The following is a 17,063-nucleotide window of genomic DNA, read 5'->3' as shown; positions in this document are numbered from 1 at the left end:
ATAATCAGGCATCACCGCCCCAAATTTCCACATATAAAAAATCCCCAGTAAGAGAGAATCTCACTGGGGATTGATTTTTTTAATCAGTAGCTAGAAACTACTTTTTCTTATCCTGATACATCTCTTCGATTTCATCTTGATAGCGAGTGTCAATCACCTTACGACGCAGCTTCTGTGTTGGTGTTAACTCACCTTCATCCATCGAGAATGCTTTCGGTAACAGTTTGAATTTTTTCACCTGTTCGAATTTAGCTAAACCATGCTGAAGTTCATTGATACGTTTTTCAAACATCTCAATCACTTCACTATTTTTTAACAGCTCTAAGCGATCGTGATATTTGATGTTCAGCTCTTTAGCATGTTCTTCTAACGCATCAAAACAAGGAACAATCAACGCCGAGACAAATTTACGGGTATCTGCGATGACCGCGATTTGTTCAATGAAATGGTCTTTACCAATAGTGCCCTCAATTACCTGAGGCGCGATGTATTTACCGCCCGATGTTTTCATCAGCTCTTTGATTCGGTCGGTAATAAACAGGTTGCCGTGTTCGTCAATGTGCCCAGCATCACCGGTTTTTAAGAAACCGTGCTCATCAAATGTATTCGCTGTTTCTTCTGGCATTTTGTAGTAGCCGCGCATCACCATTGGACCGCGAACCAAAATTTCATTGTTTTCGCCAATTTTAACTTGAGCACCCGGCATAGACAGACCAATAGAGTCTGGGTTAAAGCATTTATCATCCCAGCAAGAAACCGTTGCTGTCGTTTCTGTCATGCCATAGCCAAGCTTCACATTTATACCCATCGCGTGGAAGAAACGGCCGATCGTCTCATCGAGCTTCGCACCGCCACAAGGCATAAAGTTAATTCGTCCACCGAGTAACCGACGAAGTTTAGATAACACTGCTTTATCAGCAATACCGTGACATTGAGTTAATAACCAAGATGGCTTGCGGTGTTCTTGATGGCATACCGCCATCTTCGCTCCCATGTTCACAGACCATGTAAACATAACCTTGCGAATGAAAGAGGCTCTAGCCACTTTTTCGTGGATAGCTGAGAAAATCTTTTCATAGAAACGAGGAACCGCACACATCACTGTCGGACGCACTTCACCTAACGCATCACGTACATAAGAGACATCGTGCAGATAGCAGTTGGTCGCACCTTTATAAAGCACATAGAAGGTCCACGCTCGTTCAAAAACGTGAGAAAGAGGTAGGAAACATAACGAAACATCGTCTTTGCTTAAGTTAAGACGCTGATCGTGTCCCTCTAACTGTGAACCGATATTACGGTAATCCAACATTACACCCTTTGGCTGGCCAGTAGTGCCCGAGGTATAGATTAACGTAACTAGATCTTCAAAATTGGCCTGCGACAAACGAACGTTTAGTTCATCACGGCTAGACTCATCTCCCATTGCTACAAACTGAGACCAATGAGTCGCGTTTTCAAAACTTTTCAGATCGATATTTTCGTCCATAGCGACGATTAACTGAAGCTGTTCGCACTGTTCAAAGATACTTAAAGCGATGTCATATTGTGGCTGCTCGCCAACGAATAAAATTTTGACATCCGCATTTTGTAAGATGTAGGCAGACTGCTCCGCTGTATTGGTCGGATAGATAGGCACAGTTACTGCTCTTAATTGCAGCGTGGCAAAATCCGTAATAGTCCATTGAGGAATATTGTTGGAAAAGATACCAATCTTGTCCTGCACACCAATTTGTTGTGAGAGTAACGCGAATGACAACGCATCCATTTGCTGTCCAAATTGCGTCCAACTAATGCTTTTCCATGCATCCCCTACTTTGTGTTTCAGGGCACTACGATCGCCGTTGTGAGAGATTTGCTCACGAATACGTTTAACGATATGAAAATCTAAATTAGTCATCTATCTACCTATAGCTTACACCTGTAAGCTTAATTGAGCGCACAAGTGTACCGTTTGAACGACAAAAGGCAACTGACAAACATCAAACTTATGGATAATTTTAGACGTAAAAAGCAATAAAAAAGCCTTGAGTTGGTTCCCCATCCCAAGGCTTTTACTTAACGTCCCGTTTTACATTGTTTCGACTAAAAAACGCTTATTTACGAGTAATCACTTCACGACAAATCATCATAAGTTGATCACGTAACCATATGTGACCGCGGTCTTTTTCGCTAGACTCGTGCCAGCTTAAGTAACCACTGATTTTGGCATTATCAAACGGGAAGTCTAAGATTTGTAACATATCTGTATTAGCTACGTTTTCTACGATCCAACGAGGAGCAACAGTGATAAGTTCCGACTGACCAACCACGTATAAGACATTGCTTAGACTGGTACCTTCGTAGCTAGAAGAACAGTAAAGATCCTGATATGCCTGCTCAGCAAAACTACGTTGGCCATGAATTCTTGATAGCTTAGCATGCTTTTCTTGCATTAGTTCATCACGAGTGATACCGCCTTGAATGCGAGGATGAGATTTAGCCGCGACAACCACCAATTCATCTTGGAAAAGCTCAGTACTTGAGAAGCCCTGTCCATCGAAATGAGCGTAGTCAATCACAAAGTCGGTATCTTGATAACGCATACGCTCAGCTAGCATACGATCAAATTCAGCATCTAGATGTAACTGAATGCTTGGTGCAATTTCATGGATAGTTTCCATGATCTTTGGCGCAAAACGAATGTCACACGGGCTACAAATAGCAAGTTTAAACAAACGACTCGATGTTTCTGGCGCAAATACAGAGCTTGGTAATTCATTACGAATTAGCTGGAGAGCCTGGCGAACAGGACCAAATAGTTGACGAGCACGCTGAGTTGGCTGAATACCACGACCTTGACGCATGAATAGTTCGTCATTAAACATCACTTTAAGACGAGCTACTGCATTGCTCACGGCTGGCTGTGACATGCCAAGGTTATGCGCTGCACGAGTAATATTTTGCTCTTGCATTACTGCATCAAAAACCGTCAATAAGTTTAAATCGACACCACGTAATACACTTTCCATACGATAACTAGAAATGGCACCCATGCCGCCGTTTTTATCTAACATTCGCTATACCTCTAAATTCATTTACTCAATCAAATATCAAACATTCTTCAGCAAATAGATAACCTACACTTTTAATATTGGTTGTTTGGATATTTCCAACTTGCGTTAACTATGATTCATTCGTTTGCCGAATAGCAATAGCACCAAGGAAAAGTCAGATTTATTGACAACAAAAAGAGGAATAGACCTACAAGATACTAGTGTTATCAGCACTATTACCGCTCTAAAAATAAAAATAATGAAATGAGAAAGTGAGTAAATGAATATAAAAGTATAGATATTAACTATATTTAAATTAAATATTTTGAAAACAAAATTGCACGATAAAATAAAAATTGCAGCTAATAAGCTGCATTTTCATTTAAATTAATTTAAGCGTTTATCAATTAACTGATGCATAGCTTGGAAAATCGACTTGTTGCCACAACTCTTTACACAAATCTTGTTGATTAGACCAATTTCCTTGCAATATCCACTCAACAATCGCTTGAGCAACATTTGGGTAAACGACTCGCTCAGCTTGTTTTTCATCTAACCATTTACTCACTGCTGAAGCGTCCAAGAAGTCCATCGCAGATGCTAAACCTAAGGTTTCCAATGTTGCTACATTACTTTGTTGTTCAAACTGTCCGATTAAAGGTTTAAGCAACAATTTCTTACCCAGTGACAGCGCTTCTGAAGGAAGTTCAAATCCACCATTGGCAATCACACCATCACAGCGATGAAGATGATATTGGAAACTGCTGTGGCACAAAGGTCTTAATTCAACGTTTTCCACCATTTCAGGCTCAGTGATCTTTGGGTGATAGCAGATGAAAGATTTGTTCACAAATCGGAATAGCAGCTCACACACCTGATCTACATCTTCAAATGGCAAATATACCAAAATGAAATATTGATTGAGCATGTCTTGCGTCATGCTAGGAACAATTGGAGGGAGTATCGGTTGATCAAAATGGTACCAATGCAGACCAAGGTTATAATTTGCTGGCGCAAAGCGCTGCATAATCTGCTTATCAAGCCAGCTAGCGCCTTTGAGTGGCACCTGATAGCGGAATGCATTCTGATGGCTAATGCCGATCACTTCCTTCTTTTGACGTTTGGCAGCCCAAGCAGATACTGGCTCAAAATCATTCAAAATAAGATCATATCCAGATAAATCCAACTGACGAATTTCTTTCAATAATTGCAGTGGATTGTTATTCAGTGCTGTTTGGAGATAGTCCACTCTACCTTTATCAAACACGAACGTTAAACCACGACGAGTTTGATAATCGCCAAAATTATCCATAGAGAAAAACTTATCGCTTTCTCTACCAGAAAATAAAAAATCGACTTTCGCATCTGTATGTTTAAATGACTCACACATTGCGCGAGCACGGGCAATGTGTCCATTTCCAGTACCTTGAACACCATACAAAATCTTCAAACATTTACCCCCAGTAACTGCATAGAAATCGTTGCGCAGCTAGCGCCAAGAATCGCCCCAATAATCACATCCGTTAAAAAATGCACTCCGAGCAAAATTCTGGCACTACCGATTAACGCTGCCCACATGAAGGCAACGCTATAACAATCTGGATAAAAATGACCAATCAGCGTTGCCATCACAAACGCTGCCGTGGTGTGTCCTGAGGGGAGACTGTAGCGATCAGATGGCGTAATAAATGCGGTTAATACTGGAGAGAGTTCTTGTGGACGACGGCGCTGAAAACTGTTTTTTAGCAGCCAATAAATCGGTAATTCGATGGCGAATGCCACTAAACCGGCAGACAAAAAATTCGATCCGTGACTACCTCCGATAGCCCAAGCTAACGCTCCGAAAAGTGCGTATAAGTGACCATCTCCAGTATGAGAAATTGCTTTACTGATTCTCGCAACGGGTTGATTAAACCTATGCTGCAAACAAAGCATCGAAAACGCTAAATCGATCTTTGCGATGGGCTTGATAGTTTTCATGGCATACCCCTATTTTCCATTGGAAATGTTTCAAATAGAAATGTTCCTACCACCAAGCTAAAAGCATTAGATTGCAAATCCATGACTGTTTGTTTGTAAATGGATGACAGTTATCCGTAGTTATCCGATATTTTTACCATAGGCTTATATTTCCGATCAGTTTGGTTACATTAGAGAATGTATTATTCATAGCAAGCTGTTAATTTTGGCCTTGTTGACGGGATATCTGCTCCGATATGAATAAAAAAACAACTTTAGGGTTGACGAGTTCGATTGAGTACGGTACTAATCTGTTAATTAAATTTTGTGGATGTTAATAATGACAATTCGTTCTTCTCTGCTCCTGAACCTGCTCCTTATCGTGAATCAATCGCGCGGGTAATGAGTGGACGAAAGACACCACAACAGATTTACAAGAACCCGCATCAGATGCGGGTTTTTTTATAACTAAATTCAGGAAGTAAACGATTAACTCTTCGAGGAAGGAAGCAAACATGAACGATCAGGTCATCATATTCGATACAACTTTGCGCGACGGTGAACAGGCGTTGTCAGCAAGCCTTACGGTTAAAGAGAAGCTGCAAATCGCTTACGCACTAGAACGCTTAGGTGTTGATGTGATCGAAGCGGGCTTCCCTGTTTCCTCACCGGGTGATTTCGAGTCTGTACAAACTATCGCGAAACACATCAAAAATAGCCGTATTTGTGCTCTTTCACGTGCCGTTGTGAAAGACATCGATGCTGCTGCGGAAGCATTAAAAGTTGCTGAGCAGTTCCGTATCCACACATTCTTAGCAACATCAACCATTCACGTTCAGGACAAACTTCGCCGTAGCTATGACGATGTAGTTGAGATGGCGGTTAAAGCGGTGAAACACGCTCGCCAATATACAGACGACGTTGAATTTTCTTGTGAAGATGCGGGGCGTACACCAATCGACAATCTATGCCGTATGGTTGAAGCAGCAATTAATGCTGGTGCACGTACCATCAACATTCCTGATACTGTGGGTTACACAGTACCAAACGAGTTTGGTGGTATCATTCAAACCCTATTTAACCGCGTGCCAAACATTGATAAAGCCATCATATCTGTTCACTGTCATGATGACTTGGGCATGTCTGTGGCGAACTCTATTGCAGCAGTTCAAGCAGGCGCTCGTCAAATTGAAGGTACCATCAATGGTATCGGTGAACGTGCAGGTAACTGTGCACTAGAAGAAATCGCGATGATCATCAAAACTCGTCAAGAGTTGTTGGGTGTTCACACTGGCATTAAACATGAAGAAATTCACCGTACTAGCAAATTAATAAGCCAGCTTTGTAACATGCCGATTCAGAGCAACAAAGCCATCGTCGGTGCGAATGCATTCAGTCACTCATCAGGTATTCACCAAGATGGTATGTTAAAGAACAAGAATACCTACGAAATTATGACGCCAGAGTCCATTGGCTTGAAAAACCAAGCACTGAACCTAACAAGCCGTAGTGGTCGTGCTGCGGTGAAGAGCCATATGGAAGCGATGGGTTACAACGAAAACGAATACAATCTAGACGCGCTATATGAAGACTTCTTGAAACTTGCCGACCGTAAAGGCCAAGTATTCGACTATGATTTGGAAGCATTAATGCACTTCTCTAATCTTCGTGATGAAGATGATTACTACAAGTTGAACTATCTAAGCGTACAATCTGGTAGTGTTATGGCTACAACCAGCGTCAAAATGCTTTGTGGTGACCAAGAGAAATGTGAAGCAGCAGTTGGTAATGGTCCAGTAGATGCTCTATACCAATGTATCTACCGTTTGACTGGCTACGACATTGTTCTAGACAAGTTCGACCTAACTGCGAAAGGCGAAGGTGAGGACGGCCTAGGTCAAGCAGACATCATTGCCAATTACAAAGGACGTAAATACCACGGTACAGGCGTATCAACTGATATTGTTGAAGCCTCTGGCCAAGCGCTATTGCATGTAATCAACAGCATCCATCGCGCAAATCAAATTGAAGAAATTAAACAGAAGAAAAAAATTATTGCTGGTGTTTAAGTAACATTCCATCCAAACGACTTGGAGTTACAGCAGATAAGCGAATGAACTCATTCCCGTTGTAACTTCAAGTAGGAAAAATTATTCAGCACACACAACATTGAACGAATACTATCAAAATTAGTGAAGGACTCGCATGACAGACAAAACGTATAAGATTGCCGTACTACCAGGTGATGGCATTGGCCCAGAAGTAATGCAACAGGCACACAAAGTACTTGATGCTATCGAACAAAAACACAAGTTAACTTTCGTGCGTGAAGAACATGACGTGGGTGGTATTGCGATTGATAACCATGGCTGTCCACTTCCGGAAAGTACATTAAGCGCTTGTGAAGAATCCGATGCCGTTCTTTTCGGTTCTGTCGGTGGTCCAAAATGGGAACATCTTCCACCCAATGAGCAACCTGAACGTGGCGCCCTTCTACCACTACGTAAACATTTCCAACTGTTTTGTAACTTACGACCAGCACAAATACACAAAGGACTAGAAGCATTCTCTCCTTTACGTGCTGACATTTCTGATCGCGGTTTTAATATTGTCGTTGTGCGTGAGTTAACTGGTGGTATTTATTTCGGCCAACCAAAAGGCCGTGAAGGTGAAGGCGCTAACGAGAAGGCGTTCGACACTGAGGTTTATCACCGTTTTGAAATCGAGCGTATTGCAAAAATCGCTTTTGAATCTGCTCGTCTACGTCGTAAGAAAGTATGTTCTATCGACAAAGCCAACGTACTTCAAAGCTCTATTCTATGGCGTGAAGTTGTAACAGAAATTGCTAAAAATTACCCAGATGTTGAGTTATCCCATATGTACATTGATAACGCGACCATGCAGTTGATCAAAGATCCATCTCAGTTTGACGTAATGCTATGTTCAAATATTTTCGGTGATATTCTTTCTGATGAATGTGCAATGATTACTGGCTCAATGGGTATGCTTCCTTCTGCAAGTATGAATGAAAGCAAATTTGGTTTGTACGAACCTGCAGGCGGCAGTGCTCCTGATATCGCAGGTAAGAATATCGCTAACCCAGTTGCACAGATTCTTTCAGCGGCACTGATGCTTCGCTACAGTTTAGGTGAAGAAACAGCAGCACAAGATATCGAAGCAGCCGTGGGTAAAGCGTTATCGGCAGGCGAGTTAACTGCCGATCTATCAGGTAGCAAACCTGCATTAACCACTTCGCAAATGGGCGACAAAATCGCTGAGTACATTCTTAATTCATAATAATTAAACTCTCGCCGGTCGGTGGTTTAACTACAAGCCACTGGCTCATCAAGGAGAGCGAGACAAGGAAGCAAACACATGGGCAAAACACTGTATGAAAAAGTCTACAACGCTCACGTTGTAGTTGCCGCTGAAGGCGAAAACCCAATTTTATACATCGATCGTCACTTAGTTCATGAGGTAACATCACCTCAAGCATTTGATGGCTTACGTGAAAAAGGACGCAAATTGCGTCAAGTAAGCAAAACTTTCGCAACCATGGATCACAACGTTTCAACGACGACCAAGGACATCAATGCTTCTGGCGAAATGGCTCGAATCCAAATGCAAACACTAGCTAAAAACTGTGAAGATTTTGGCGTTACCCTTTATGACATTAATCACAAGTACCAAGGTATCGTGCACGTCATGGGCCCAGAGCTAGGAATTACCCTTCCGGGTATGACTATCGTTTGTGGCGATTCACACACAGCAACTCACGGCGCATTTGGCTCTTTAGCATTTGGTATCGGTACGTCTGAAGTTGAGCATGTAATGGCTACTCAAACGCTAAAACAAGCTCGTGCAAAAACCATGAAGATCGAAGTCAAAGGTAAAGTAGCTCCAGGTATTACTGCAAAAGACATCGTTTTAGCCATTATCGGCAAAACCACAGCGGCTGGCGGTACAGGCTACGTAGTTGAATTCTGTGGTGAAGCTATTCGCGATCTTTCAATGGAAGGCAGAATGACGGTTTGTAACATGGCAATCGAGCTTGGTGCAAAAGCGGGATTAATCGCGCCAGACCAAACAACTTTCGATTACATCCAAGGCCGTAAATTTGCGCCAACAGGTGCAGATTGGGATGCTGCTGTTGAATACTGGTCAACGCTAAAAACTGATGACGATGCAGAGTTTGACGCAGTTGTCACTCTTGATGCTGCAAGTATCCGCCCACAAGTGACATGGGGTACAAACCCAGGTCAGGTTATTGCTGTAGACACGCCAATTCCTTTACCAGAATCTTTCAGCGATCCTATTGAGCGCCTATCTGCTGAAAAAGCTCTGGCTTATATGGGACTGGAAGGTGGCAAAATGCTTTCTGATTACAAAGTAGATAAGGTGTTTGTTGGCTCTTGTACCAACTCACGTATTGAAGATATACGAGCTGCAGCTGAAGTGGCAAAAGGCAAAAAAGTAGCGTCACATGTTCAGGCATTGATCGTACCAGGCTCTGAACAGGTAAAAGCTCAGGCTGAAGCGGAAGGCTTAGATAAAGTCTTTATCGATGCGGGTTTTGAATGGCGTCTACCAGGATGTTCTATGTGTCTGGCAATGAATAATGACCGTTTAGGTGCTGGTGAGCGTTGTGCTTCAACGTCAAACCGCAACTTCGAAGGTCGTCAAGGCCGCGGAGGCAGAACACATCTGGTTAGCCCTGCGATGGCAGCAGCAGCAGCGATTGCTGGCCACTTCGTTGATATTCGTAATAGTTAAGGATAGAGGAAATATAAATGGCAGGTTTTCAACAACACACAGGCTTAGTTGTTCCTCTTGATGCAGCGAACGTCGACACAGATGCAATCATTCCTAAACAGTTTCTGCAGAAAGTAAACCGCATTGGCTTTGGTAAACATCTATTTCATGACTGGCGCTTCCTAGATGATGCTGGCGAACAACCAAACCCAGAGTTCGTGATGAACCAACCACGTTACAAAGGTGCAAGTATTCTACTAGCGCGTGAGAACTTTGGTTGTGGTTCTTCCCGAGAACATGCTCCATGGGCACTTGCTGACTATGGCATTCAGGTTATGATTGCTCCTAGCTTTGCAGACATCTTTTATGGCAACTCAATCAACAACCAAATGGTTCCGGTTCGTTTAACTGAGCAAGAAGTTGACGAAATTTTCCAATATGTTCAGGCGAACGAAGGTGCACAGGTTACCGTTGATCTAGAAAAAATGCAGGTGATAGCAAACGGTAAAGTGTATGGATTCGAAATTGATGAATTCCGTCGCCACTGTCTACTTAATGGTCTGGATAACATCGGTTTGACCTTGCAACACGAAGCTAAAATTGCAGAGTATGAAGCTAAAATTCCTTCATTCTTAAAATAATGAAATAAACAGAGGGTTGCTGAAAAGCAGCCCTTTTTTTGTGAATGAATTTTTTTAGTGAAATAAAGTAGCATTCATAAAGGTCTAATTGTTCAGATACCCTTTAACGATCCTGTATATGAAAAGACTCTTAGCATTTGCACTTATTTTGATCTCACCGATTTCATTTTCTGCTCCTAAATCGGATTTATGGCCTTATTGGAATGTCAGTAATGAACAAAGTAGTACAACGGTACCTCACCATAAATGGCAAACAATCCTAGATCTATACCTTGTGTCACAGGGGGAATACACCTTATTTAAGTACGCTCATGTCGCAGATGCTGACAAAGAAAAGCTAGATGAATACCTATCAGATATGTCTCAGACTGACCCTAGAGAGTTAAATAAAAAAGAGCAGTATGCATATTGGATAAATCTCTATAACGCCCTGACGGTACAGTTAATTCTCGATAACTATCCAATAACCTCTATCACGAAAATTGGGAGTTGGTTAAGCTTTGGTCCGTGGAATGAGGAAGTTATGAACGTGTCAGGGAAAACTCTCACACTCAATGATATAGAACATCGAATTTTAAGACCTATCTGGGGCGACCCTCGAACACATTATGCGGTTAATTGCGCGAGTCTAGGGTGCCCTAATCTACAGCCAAACGCATTTTCGTCTGAAAATACAGAAGCTCAGTTAGAAAAAGCAGCCAATGAATTCATCAATAGTCATAAGGCTGTTTCGTATCAAGATGGTCATCTGACCCTTTCTTCTATTTATGATTGGTTTACTGAAGATTTTGGTAGCAAAAAACGATTATTTGATCATCTGAATAAATACCGTTCTGAAGCAATCCAGTATCAAGGGAATATAAAATATGAATACGACTGGAAACTGAATGAGAAGAAATAATACCAATCACATTATTTCCCTAATAAATAGACATTGAAAACCCTTCAAACTATAGAAGACTTGGCGGAGCCCTAAGGATGGAGTTCTTATTCAAAAAAACAATTAGTGCGTGTTTACGTTCGGTGCTCATTGTCTAATAGTGAACAGATTAATAGTTAAATTGGTATAACTGAATTGACATATAGATATGAAAAAGCCCCTGTATAGCTACAGGGGCTTGGAAATAAAGCCTAGCGATGTCCTACTCTCACATGGGGAAACCCCACACTACCATCGGCGCTATTGTGTTTCACTTCTGAGTTCGGCATGGAATCAGGTGGGTCCACAATGCTATGGTCGCTAAGCAAATTTTTTGACCGCATATGCGTGTCGAATACGTGGTGCTGATACCCAGAATCGAACTGGGGACCTCATCCTTACCAAGGATGCGCTCTACCGACTGAGCCATATCAGCGAGAAACTATGTCTCTGAGACTAAAAAAGCCTGTCTTTAGACAGGCTCTTCTATAAAATTAAAGCCTGGCGATGTCCTACTCTCACATGGGGAGACCCCACACTACCATCGGCGCTAATTCGTTTCACTTCTGAGTTCGGCATGGAATCAGGTGGGTCCAAATCGCTATGGTCGCCAAGCAAATTCTTTAATTCGGAAAGCTGTTTAGTGTTCTCTACACATTCAATTCTGTTCTTGCTTTGAGTCCAATCAAAACCCCTTGGGTGTTGTATGGTTAAGCCTCACGGGCAATTAGTACAGGTTAGCTCAATGCCTCACAGCACTTACACACCCTGCCTATCAACGTTCTAGTCTCGAACAACCCTTTAGGACACTTAAAGTGCCAGGGAGAACTCATCTCAGGGCTTGCTTCCCGCTTAGATGCTTTCAGCGGTTATCAATTCCGAACTTAGCTACCGGGCAATGCTACTGGCGTAACAACCCGAACACCAGAGGTTCGTCCACTCCGGTCCTCTCGTACTAGGAGCAGCCCCCTTCAATTCTCCAACGCCCACGGCAGATAGGGACCGAACTGTCTCACGACGTTCTAAACCCAGCTCGCGTACCACTTTAAATGGCGAACAGCCATACCCTTGGGACCGACTTCAGCCCCAGGATGTGATGAGCCGACATCGAGGTGCCAAACACCGCCGTCGATATGAACTCTTGGGCGGTATCAGCCTGTTATCCCCGGAGTACCTTTTATCCGTTGAGCGATGGCCCTTCCATTCAGAACCACCGGATCACTATGACCTGCTTTCGCACCTGCTCGAATTGTCATTCTCGCAGTCAAGCGGGCTTATGCCATTGCACTAACCACACGATGTCCAACCGTGTTTAGCCCACCTTCGTGCTCCTCCGTTACTCTTTGGGAGGAGACCGCCCCAGTCAAACTACCCACCAGGCACTGTCCTCGACCCGGATAACGGGTCTGAGTTAGAACATCAAACATACAAGGGTGGTATTTCAAGGACGGCTCCACACAAACTAGCGTCTGCGCTTCAAAGCCTCCCACCTATCCTACACATGTAGGTTCAATGTTCAGTGCCAAGCTGTAGTAAAGGTTCACGGGGTCTTTCCGTCTAGCCGCGGGTACACTGCATCTTCACAGCGATTTCAATTTCACTGAGTCTCGGGTGGAGACAGCGTGGCCATCATTACGCCATTCGTGCAGGTCGGAACTTACCCGACAAGGAATTTCGCTACCTTAGGACCGTTATAGTTACGGCCGCCGTTTACCGGGGCTTCGATCAAGAGCTTCGCGTTACCGCTAACCCCATCAATTAACCTTCCGGCACCGGGCAGGCGTCACACCGTATACGTCATCTTACGATTTTGCACAGTGCTGTGTTTTTAATAAACAGTTGCAGCCACCTGGTATCTGCGACTCTCATCAGCTCCATCCGCGAGGGACTTCACCGTCAAGAGCGTACCTTCTCCCGAAGTTACGGTACCATTTTGCCTAGTTCCTTCACCCGAGTTCTCTCAAGCGCCTTGGTATTCTCTACCCGACCACCTGTGTCGGTTTGGGGTACGATTCCTTACAATCTGAAGCTTAGAGGCTTTTCCTGGAAGCATGGCATCAATGACTTCACTACCGTAGTAGCTCGACATCGTGTCTCAGCCTTAAAGAGAGCCGGATTTACCTAACCCTCAAGCCTACGCACTTGAACCTGGACAACCGTCGCCAGGCCCACCTAGCCTTCTCCGTCCCCCCATCGCAATTGTAAGAAGTACGGGAATATTAACCCGTTTCCCATCGACTACGCCTTTCGGCCTCGCCTTAGGGGTCGACTCACCCTGCCCCGATTAACGTTGGACAGGAACCCTTGGTCTTCCGGCGAGGAGGTTTTTCACCCCCTTTATCGTTACTCATGTCAGCATTCGCACTTCTGATACCTCCAGCATGCTTTACAACACACCTTCAACGGCTTACAGAACGCTCCCCTACCCAATATCCTAAAGGATATTGCCGCAGCTTCGGTTTACTACTTAGCCCCGTTACATCTTCCGCGCAGGCCGACTCGACTAGTGAGCTATTACGCTTTCTTTAAATGATGGCTGCTTCTAAGCCAACATCCTAGCTGTCTGAGCCTTCCCACATCGTTTCCCACTTAGTAGTAATTTGGGACCTTAGCTGGCGGTCTGGGTTGTTTCCCTCTCCACGACGGACGTTAGCACCCGCCGTGTGTCTCCCGGATAGTACTTACTGGTATTCGGAGTTTGCAAAGGGTTGGTAAGTCGGGATGACCCCCTAGCCTTAACAGTGCTCTACCCCCAGTAGTATTCGTCCGAGGCGCTACCTAAATAGCTTTCGGGGAGAACCAGCTATCTCCGAGTTTGATTGGCCTTTCACCCCTAGCCACAAGTCATCCGCTAATTTTTCAACATTAGTCGGTTCGGTCCTCCAGTTGATGTTACTCAACCTTCAACCTGCCCATGGCTAGATCACTCGGTTTCGGGTCTATATCCAGAGACTAAAGCGCCCAGTTAAGACTCGGTTTCCCTACGGCTCCCCTATACGGTTAACCTTGCCACTGAATATAAGTCGCTGACCCATTATACAAAAGGTACGCAGTCACCCCACGAAGAGGCTCCTACTGCTTGTACGTACACGGTTTCAGGTTCTATTTCACTCCCCTCACAGGGGTTCTTTTCGCCTTTCCCTCACGGTACTGGTTCACTATCGGTCAGTCAGGAGTATTTAGCCTTGGAGGATGGTCCCCCCATATTCAAACAGGATATCACGTGTCCCGCCTTACTCGTTTTCACTTAAAATGACATGTCGGTTACGGGGCTATCACCCTGTATCGCGGCACTTTCCAGAGCCTTCACCTGTGTCATTAAAAGCTTAAGGGCTAATCCAATTTCGCTCGCCGCTACTTTCGGAATCTCAATTGATTTCTTTTCCTCGGGGTACTTAGATGTTTCAGTTCTCCCGGTTCGCCTCATTAACCTATGTATTCAGTTAATGATACATGCTTATGCATGTGGGTTTCCCCATTCGGAAATCGTAGACTCAAGTGGCTTTTACTGCCTAATCTACGCTTATCGCAAGTTAATACGTCCTTCATCGCCTCTGACTGCCAAGGCATCCACCGTGTACGCTTAGTCACTTAACCATACAACCCCAAGAGGTTTCTATTTGCTTTCACTTTTCAAAAGTGAAGACAAAAAGGCGTATGGCAAACAACCAAGGTTTAGTTGTCTCTCATTATTTGAATGAGCGAGAGACATTTCGATTTTGCCGGACTCAAATATGAATAACTTTCGTTATTCCCAAGAACACTTGAATGTGTATTGGTACCTAATCACTCTTTATTAAGAGAAATTAGGATTTGAGAACTTTTAATAAATAACAATTCAATCAAAAATTGTTATTTGTCAGCTTTCCAAATTGTTAAAGAGCAAGTTTTCTATTGAAAACCATTTTTAAAAGCACTCATCGAATGCACTTAAAGATGGTGGAGCTATGCGGGATCGAACCGCAGACCTCCTGCGTGCAAGGCAGGCGCTCTCCCAGCTGAGCTATAACCCCATCAGGTGTCGATACTTCAATTTCACAAGGAATATTGGTGGGTCTGAGTGGACTCGAACCACCGACCTCTCGCTTATCAGGCGAACGCTCTAACCACCTGAGCTACAGACCCAGTATCGTCTCTTAAACTTACTTAAACCTAATCAATCTGTGTGGACACTCATCAAGAGAATCTTTACGTAAGGAGGTGATCCAGCGCCAGGTTCCCCTAGCGCTACCTTGTTACGACTTCACCCCAGTCATGAACCACAAAGTGGCAAGCGTCCTCCCGAAGGTTAAACTACCTGCTTCTTTTGCAGCCCACTCCCATGGTGTGACGGGCGGTGTGTACAAGGCCCGGGAACGTATTCACCGTGACATTCTGATTCACGATTACTAGCGATTCCGACTTCATGGAGTCGAGTTGCAGACTCCAATCCGGACTACGACGCACTTTTTGGGATTCGCTTACTCTCGCAAGTTCGCTGCCCTCTGTATGCGCCATTGTAGCACGTGTGTAGCCCTACTCGTAAGGGCCATGATGACTTGACGTCGTCCCCACCTTCCTCCGGTTTATCACCGGCAGTCTCCCTGGAGTTCCCGACATTACTCGCTGGCAAACAAGGATAAGGGTTGCGCTCGTTGCGGGACTTAACCCAACATTTCACAACACGAGCTGACGACAGCCATGCAGCACCTGTCTCAGAGTTCCCGAAGGCACATCAACGTCTCCGTCGACTTCTCTGGATGTCAAGAGTAGGTAAGGTTCTTCGCGTTGCATCGAATTAAACCACATGCTCCACCGCTTGTGCGGGCCCCCGTCAATTCATTTGAGTTTTAATCTTGCGACCGTACTCCCCAGGCGGTCTACTTAACGCGTTAGCTCCGAAAGCCACGGCTCAAGGCCACAACCTCCAAGTAGACATCGTTTACGGCGTGGACTACCAGGGTATCTAATCCTGTTTGCTCCCCACGCTTTCGCATCTGAGTGTCAGTATCTGTCCAGGGGGCCGCCTTCGCCACCGGTATTCCTTCAGATCTCTACGCATTTCACCGCTACACCTGAAATTCTACCCCCCTCTACAGTACTCTAGCTTGACAGTTTCAAATGCTATTCCGAGGTTGAGCCCCGGGCTTTCACATCTGACTTAACAAACCACCTGCATGCGCTTTACGCCCAGTAATTCCGATTAACGCTCGCACCCTCCGTATTACCGCGGCTGCTGGCACGGAGTTAGCCGGTGCTTCTTCTGTAAGTAACGTCAAACAATGCCGCTATTAACGACACTGCCTTCCTCCCTACTGAAAGTGCTTTACAACCCGAAGGCCTTCTTCACACACGCGGCATGGCTGCATCAGGCTTGCGCCCATTGTGCAATATTCCCCACTGCTGCCTCCCGTAGGAGTCTGGACCGTGTCTCAGTTCCAGTGTGGCTGATCATCCTCTCAGACCAGCTAGGGATCGTCGCCTTGGTGAGCCCTTACCTCACCAACTAGCTAATCCCACCTAGGCATATCCTGACGCGAGAGGCCCGAAGGTCCCCCTCTTTGGCCCGTAGGCATCATGCGGTATTAGCTATCGTTTCCAATAGTTATCCCCCACATCAGGGCAATTTCCTAGGCATTACTCACCCGTCCGCCGCTCGCCACCCAAGGAACAAGTTCCTCTGTGCTGCCGCTCGACTTGCATGTGTTAGGCCTGCCGCCAGCGTTCAATCTGAGCCATGATCAAACTCTTCAATTTAAGATTTTTTCGGCTCAATGA

At 44.6% G+C, this 17,063-nt stretch carries 9 protein-coding genes, 3 tRNA genes and 4 rRNA genes; 5 read left to right on the top strand and 11 right to left on the bottom strand.

Going from position 1 to position 17,063, the window contains the following annotated elements; translation table 11 throughout:
- Nucleotides 1-97: 97 nt before the first annotated feature.
- The 4 genes from G5S32_RS02085 to G5S32_RS02070 all read right to left on the bottom strand — a co-directional run bounded on the left by G5S32_RS02085 (nucleotide 98) and on the right by G5S32_RS02070 (nucleotide 5,015).
- The gene (locus G5S32_RS02085; protein ID WP_165310251.1) at nucleotides 98-1,900 is read right to left on the bottom strand and encodes an AMP-dependent synthetase/ligase; all 1,803 of its coding nucleotides are present in this window, start codon (nucleotides 1,898-1,900) and stop codon (nucleotides 98-100) included.
- A 196-nt stretch (nucleotides 1,901-2,096) separates the two neighbouring features.
- Nucleotides 2,097-3,056: a transcriptional regulator LeuO gene (gene leuO, locus G5S32_RS02080; RefSeq protein WP_165310250.1), complete on the bottom strand. Its 960-nt coding sequence runs from the start codon at nucleotides 3,054-3,056 to the stop codon at nucleotides 2,097-2,099.
- A 382-nt stretch (nucleotides 3,057-3,438) separates the two neighbouring features.
- On the bottom strand, nucleotides 3,439-4,485 hold the full coding sequence (locus G5S32_RS02075; RefSeq protein ID WP_165310249.1) for an MJ1255/VC2487 family glycosyltransferase: 1,047 nt from the start codon (nucleotides 4,483-4,485) through the stop codon (nucleotides 3,439-3,441).
- On the bottom strand, nucleotides 4,482-5,015 hold the full coding sequence (locus tag G5S32_RS02070) for a phosphatase PAP2 family protein (RefSeq protein ID WP_165310248.1): 534 nt from the start codon (nucleotides 5,013-5,015) through the stop codon (nucleotides 4,482-4,484). The genes G5S32_RS02075 and G5S32_RS02070 overlap by 4 nt, the downstream gene beginning before the upstream one ends.
- Nucleotides 5,016-5,509: 494 nt before the next feature.
- Here G5S32_RS02070 and leuA point away from each other — a divergent pair, with 494 nt between their 5' ends.
- From leuA to G5S32_RS02045, 5 genes are all read left to right on the top strand, one after another.
- Nucleotides 5,510-7,063 (top strand): 2-isopropylmalate synthase, encoded by a 1,554-nt coding sequence (gene leuA / locus G5S32_RS02065; RefSeq protein WP_165310247.1) that lies wholly within the window; start codon nucleotides 5,510-5,512, stop codon nucleotides 7,061-7,063.
- Nucleotides 7,064-7,199: 136 nt separating this feature from the next.
- Nucleotides 7,200-8,291, top strand: coding sequence for a 3-isopropylmalate dehydrogenase (gene leuB / locus G5S32_RS02060; protein WP_165310246.1), 1,092 nt, complete (start codon nucleotides 7,200-7,202; stop codon nucleotides 8,289-8,291).
- Nucleotides 8,292-8,369: 78 nt separating this feature from the next.
- On the top strand, nucleotides 8,370-9,767 hold the full coding sequence (leuC, locus tag G5S32_RS02055) for a 3-isopropylmalate dehydratase large subunit (RefSeq protein WP_165310245.1): 1,398 nt from the start codon (nucleotides 8,370-8,372) through the stop codon (nucleotides 9,765-9,767).
- Between the two features lie 17 nt (nucleotides 9,768-9,784).
- Entirely contained in the window at nucleotides 9,785-10,387 is a 603-nt protein-coding gene (leuD, locus tag G5S32_RS02050; protein ID WP_165310244.1) for a 3-isopropylmalate dehydratase small subunit, read from the top strand.
- 118 nt (nucleotides 10,388-10,505) lie between these two features.
- Nucleotides 10,506-11,288 (top strand): DUF547 domain-containing protein, encoded by a 783-nt coding sequence (locus tag G5S32_RS02045; RefSeq protein ID WP_165310243.1) that lies wholly within the window; start codon nucleotides 10,506-10,508, stop codon nucleotides 11,286-11,288.
- Between the two features lie 228 nt (nucleotides 11,289-11,516).
- On the opposite strand, the gene rrf (G5S32_RS02040) is transcribed toward G5S32_RS02045, so the two are convergent.
- The 7 genes from rrf (G5S32_RS02040) to G5S32_RS02010 form a co-directional block, all read right to left on the bottom strand.
- A 5S ribosomal RNA gene (gene rrf, locus G5S32_RS02040) occupies nucleotides 11,517-11,632 on the bottom strand.
- Between the two features lie 34 nt (nucleotides 11,633-11,666).
- A tRNA-Thr gene (locus G5S32_RS02035) sits at nucleotides 11,667-11,742 on the bottom strand.
- 63 nt (nucleotides 11,743-11,805) lie between these two features.
- Nucleotides 11,806-11,921 (bottom strand): 5S ribosomal RNA (gene rrf, locus G5S32_RS02030).
- A 91-nt stretch (nucleotides 11,922-12,012) separates the two neighbouring features.
- A 23S ribosomal RNA gene (locus tag G5S32_RS02025) occupies nucleotides 12,013-14,903 on the bottom strand.
- Nucleotides 14,904-15,243: 340 nt separating this feature from the next.
- Nucleotides 15,244-15,319: transfer RNA gene (locus tag G5S32_RS02020), tRNA-Ala, on the bottom strand.
- 35 nt (nucleotides 15,320-15,354) lie between these two features.
- Nucleotides 15,355-15,431 (bottom strand) — tRNA-Ile (locus G5S32_RS02015).
- Nucleotides 15,432-15,499: 68 nt separating this feature from the next.
- Nucleotides 15,500-17,042: ribosomal RNA gene (locus G5S32_RS02010) — 16S ribosomal RNA — on the bottom strand.
- The 16S, 23S and 5S rRNA genes sit together here with 3 tRNA genes alongside, the layout of an rRNA operon.
- Between the last annotated feature and the right edge of the window lie 21 nt (nucleotides 17,043-17,063).

Source organism: Vibrio ziniensis, from assembly GCF_011064285.1.
Lineage (GTDB): Bacteria > Pseudomonadota > Gammaproteobacteria > Enterobacterales > Vibrionaceae > Vibrio > Vibrio ziniensis.
The sequence above is the reverse complement of the archived record's forward strand: the minus strand, read 5'-3'. Positions and strand labels throughout refer to the sequence as shown.

Excerpts from the sequence above, each read along its gene's own strand:
- G5S32_RS02085 (WP_165310251.1), bottom strand. The coding sequence starts at position 1,900 with ATGACTAATTTAGATTTTCATATCGTTAAACGTATTCGTGAGCAAATC.
- leuO (WP_165310250.1), bottom strand. The coding sequence starts at position 3,056 with ATGTTAGATAAAAACGGCGGCATGGGTGCCATTTCTAGTTATCGTATG.
- G5S32_RS02070 (WP_165310248.1), bottom strand. The coding sequence starts at position 5,015 with ATGAAAACTATCAAGCCCATCGCAAAGATCGATTTAGCGTTTTCGATG.
- leuA (WP_165310247.1), top strand. The coding sequence starts at position 5,510 with ATGAACGATCAGGTCATCATATTCGATACAACTTTGCGCGACGGTGAA.
- leuB (WP_165310246.1), top strand. The coding sequence starts at position 7,200 with ATGACAGACAAAACGTATAAGATTGCCGTACTACCAGGTGATGGCATT.
- leuC (WP_165310245.1), top strand. The coding sequence starts at position 8,370 with ATGGGCAAAACACTGTATGAAAAAGTCTACAACGCTCACGTTGTAGTT.
- leuD (WP_165310244.1), top strand. The coding sequence starts at position 9,785 with ATGGCAGGTTTTCAACAACACACAGGCTTAGTTGTTCCTCTTGATGCA.
- G5S32_RS02045 (WP_165310243.1), top strand. The coding sequence starts at position 10,506 with ATGAAAAGACTCTTAGCATTTGCACTTATTTTGATCTCACCGATTTCA.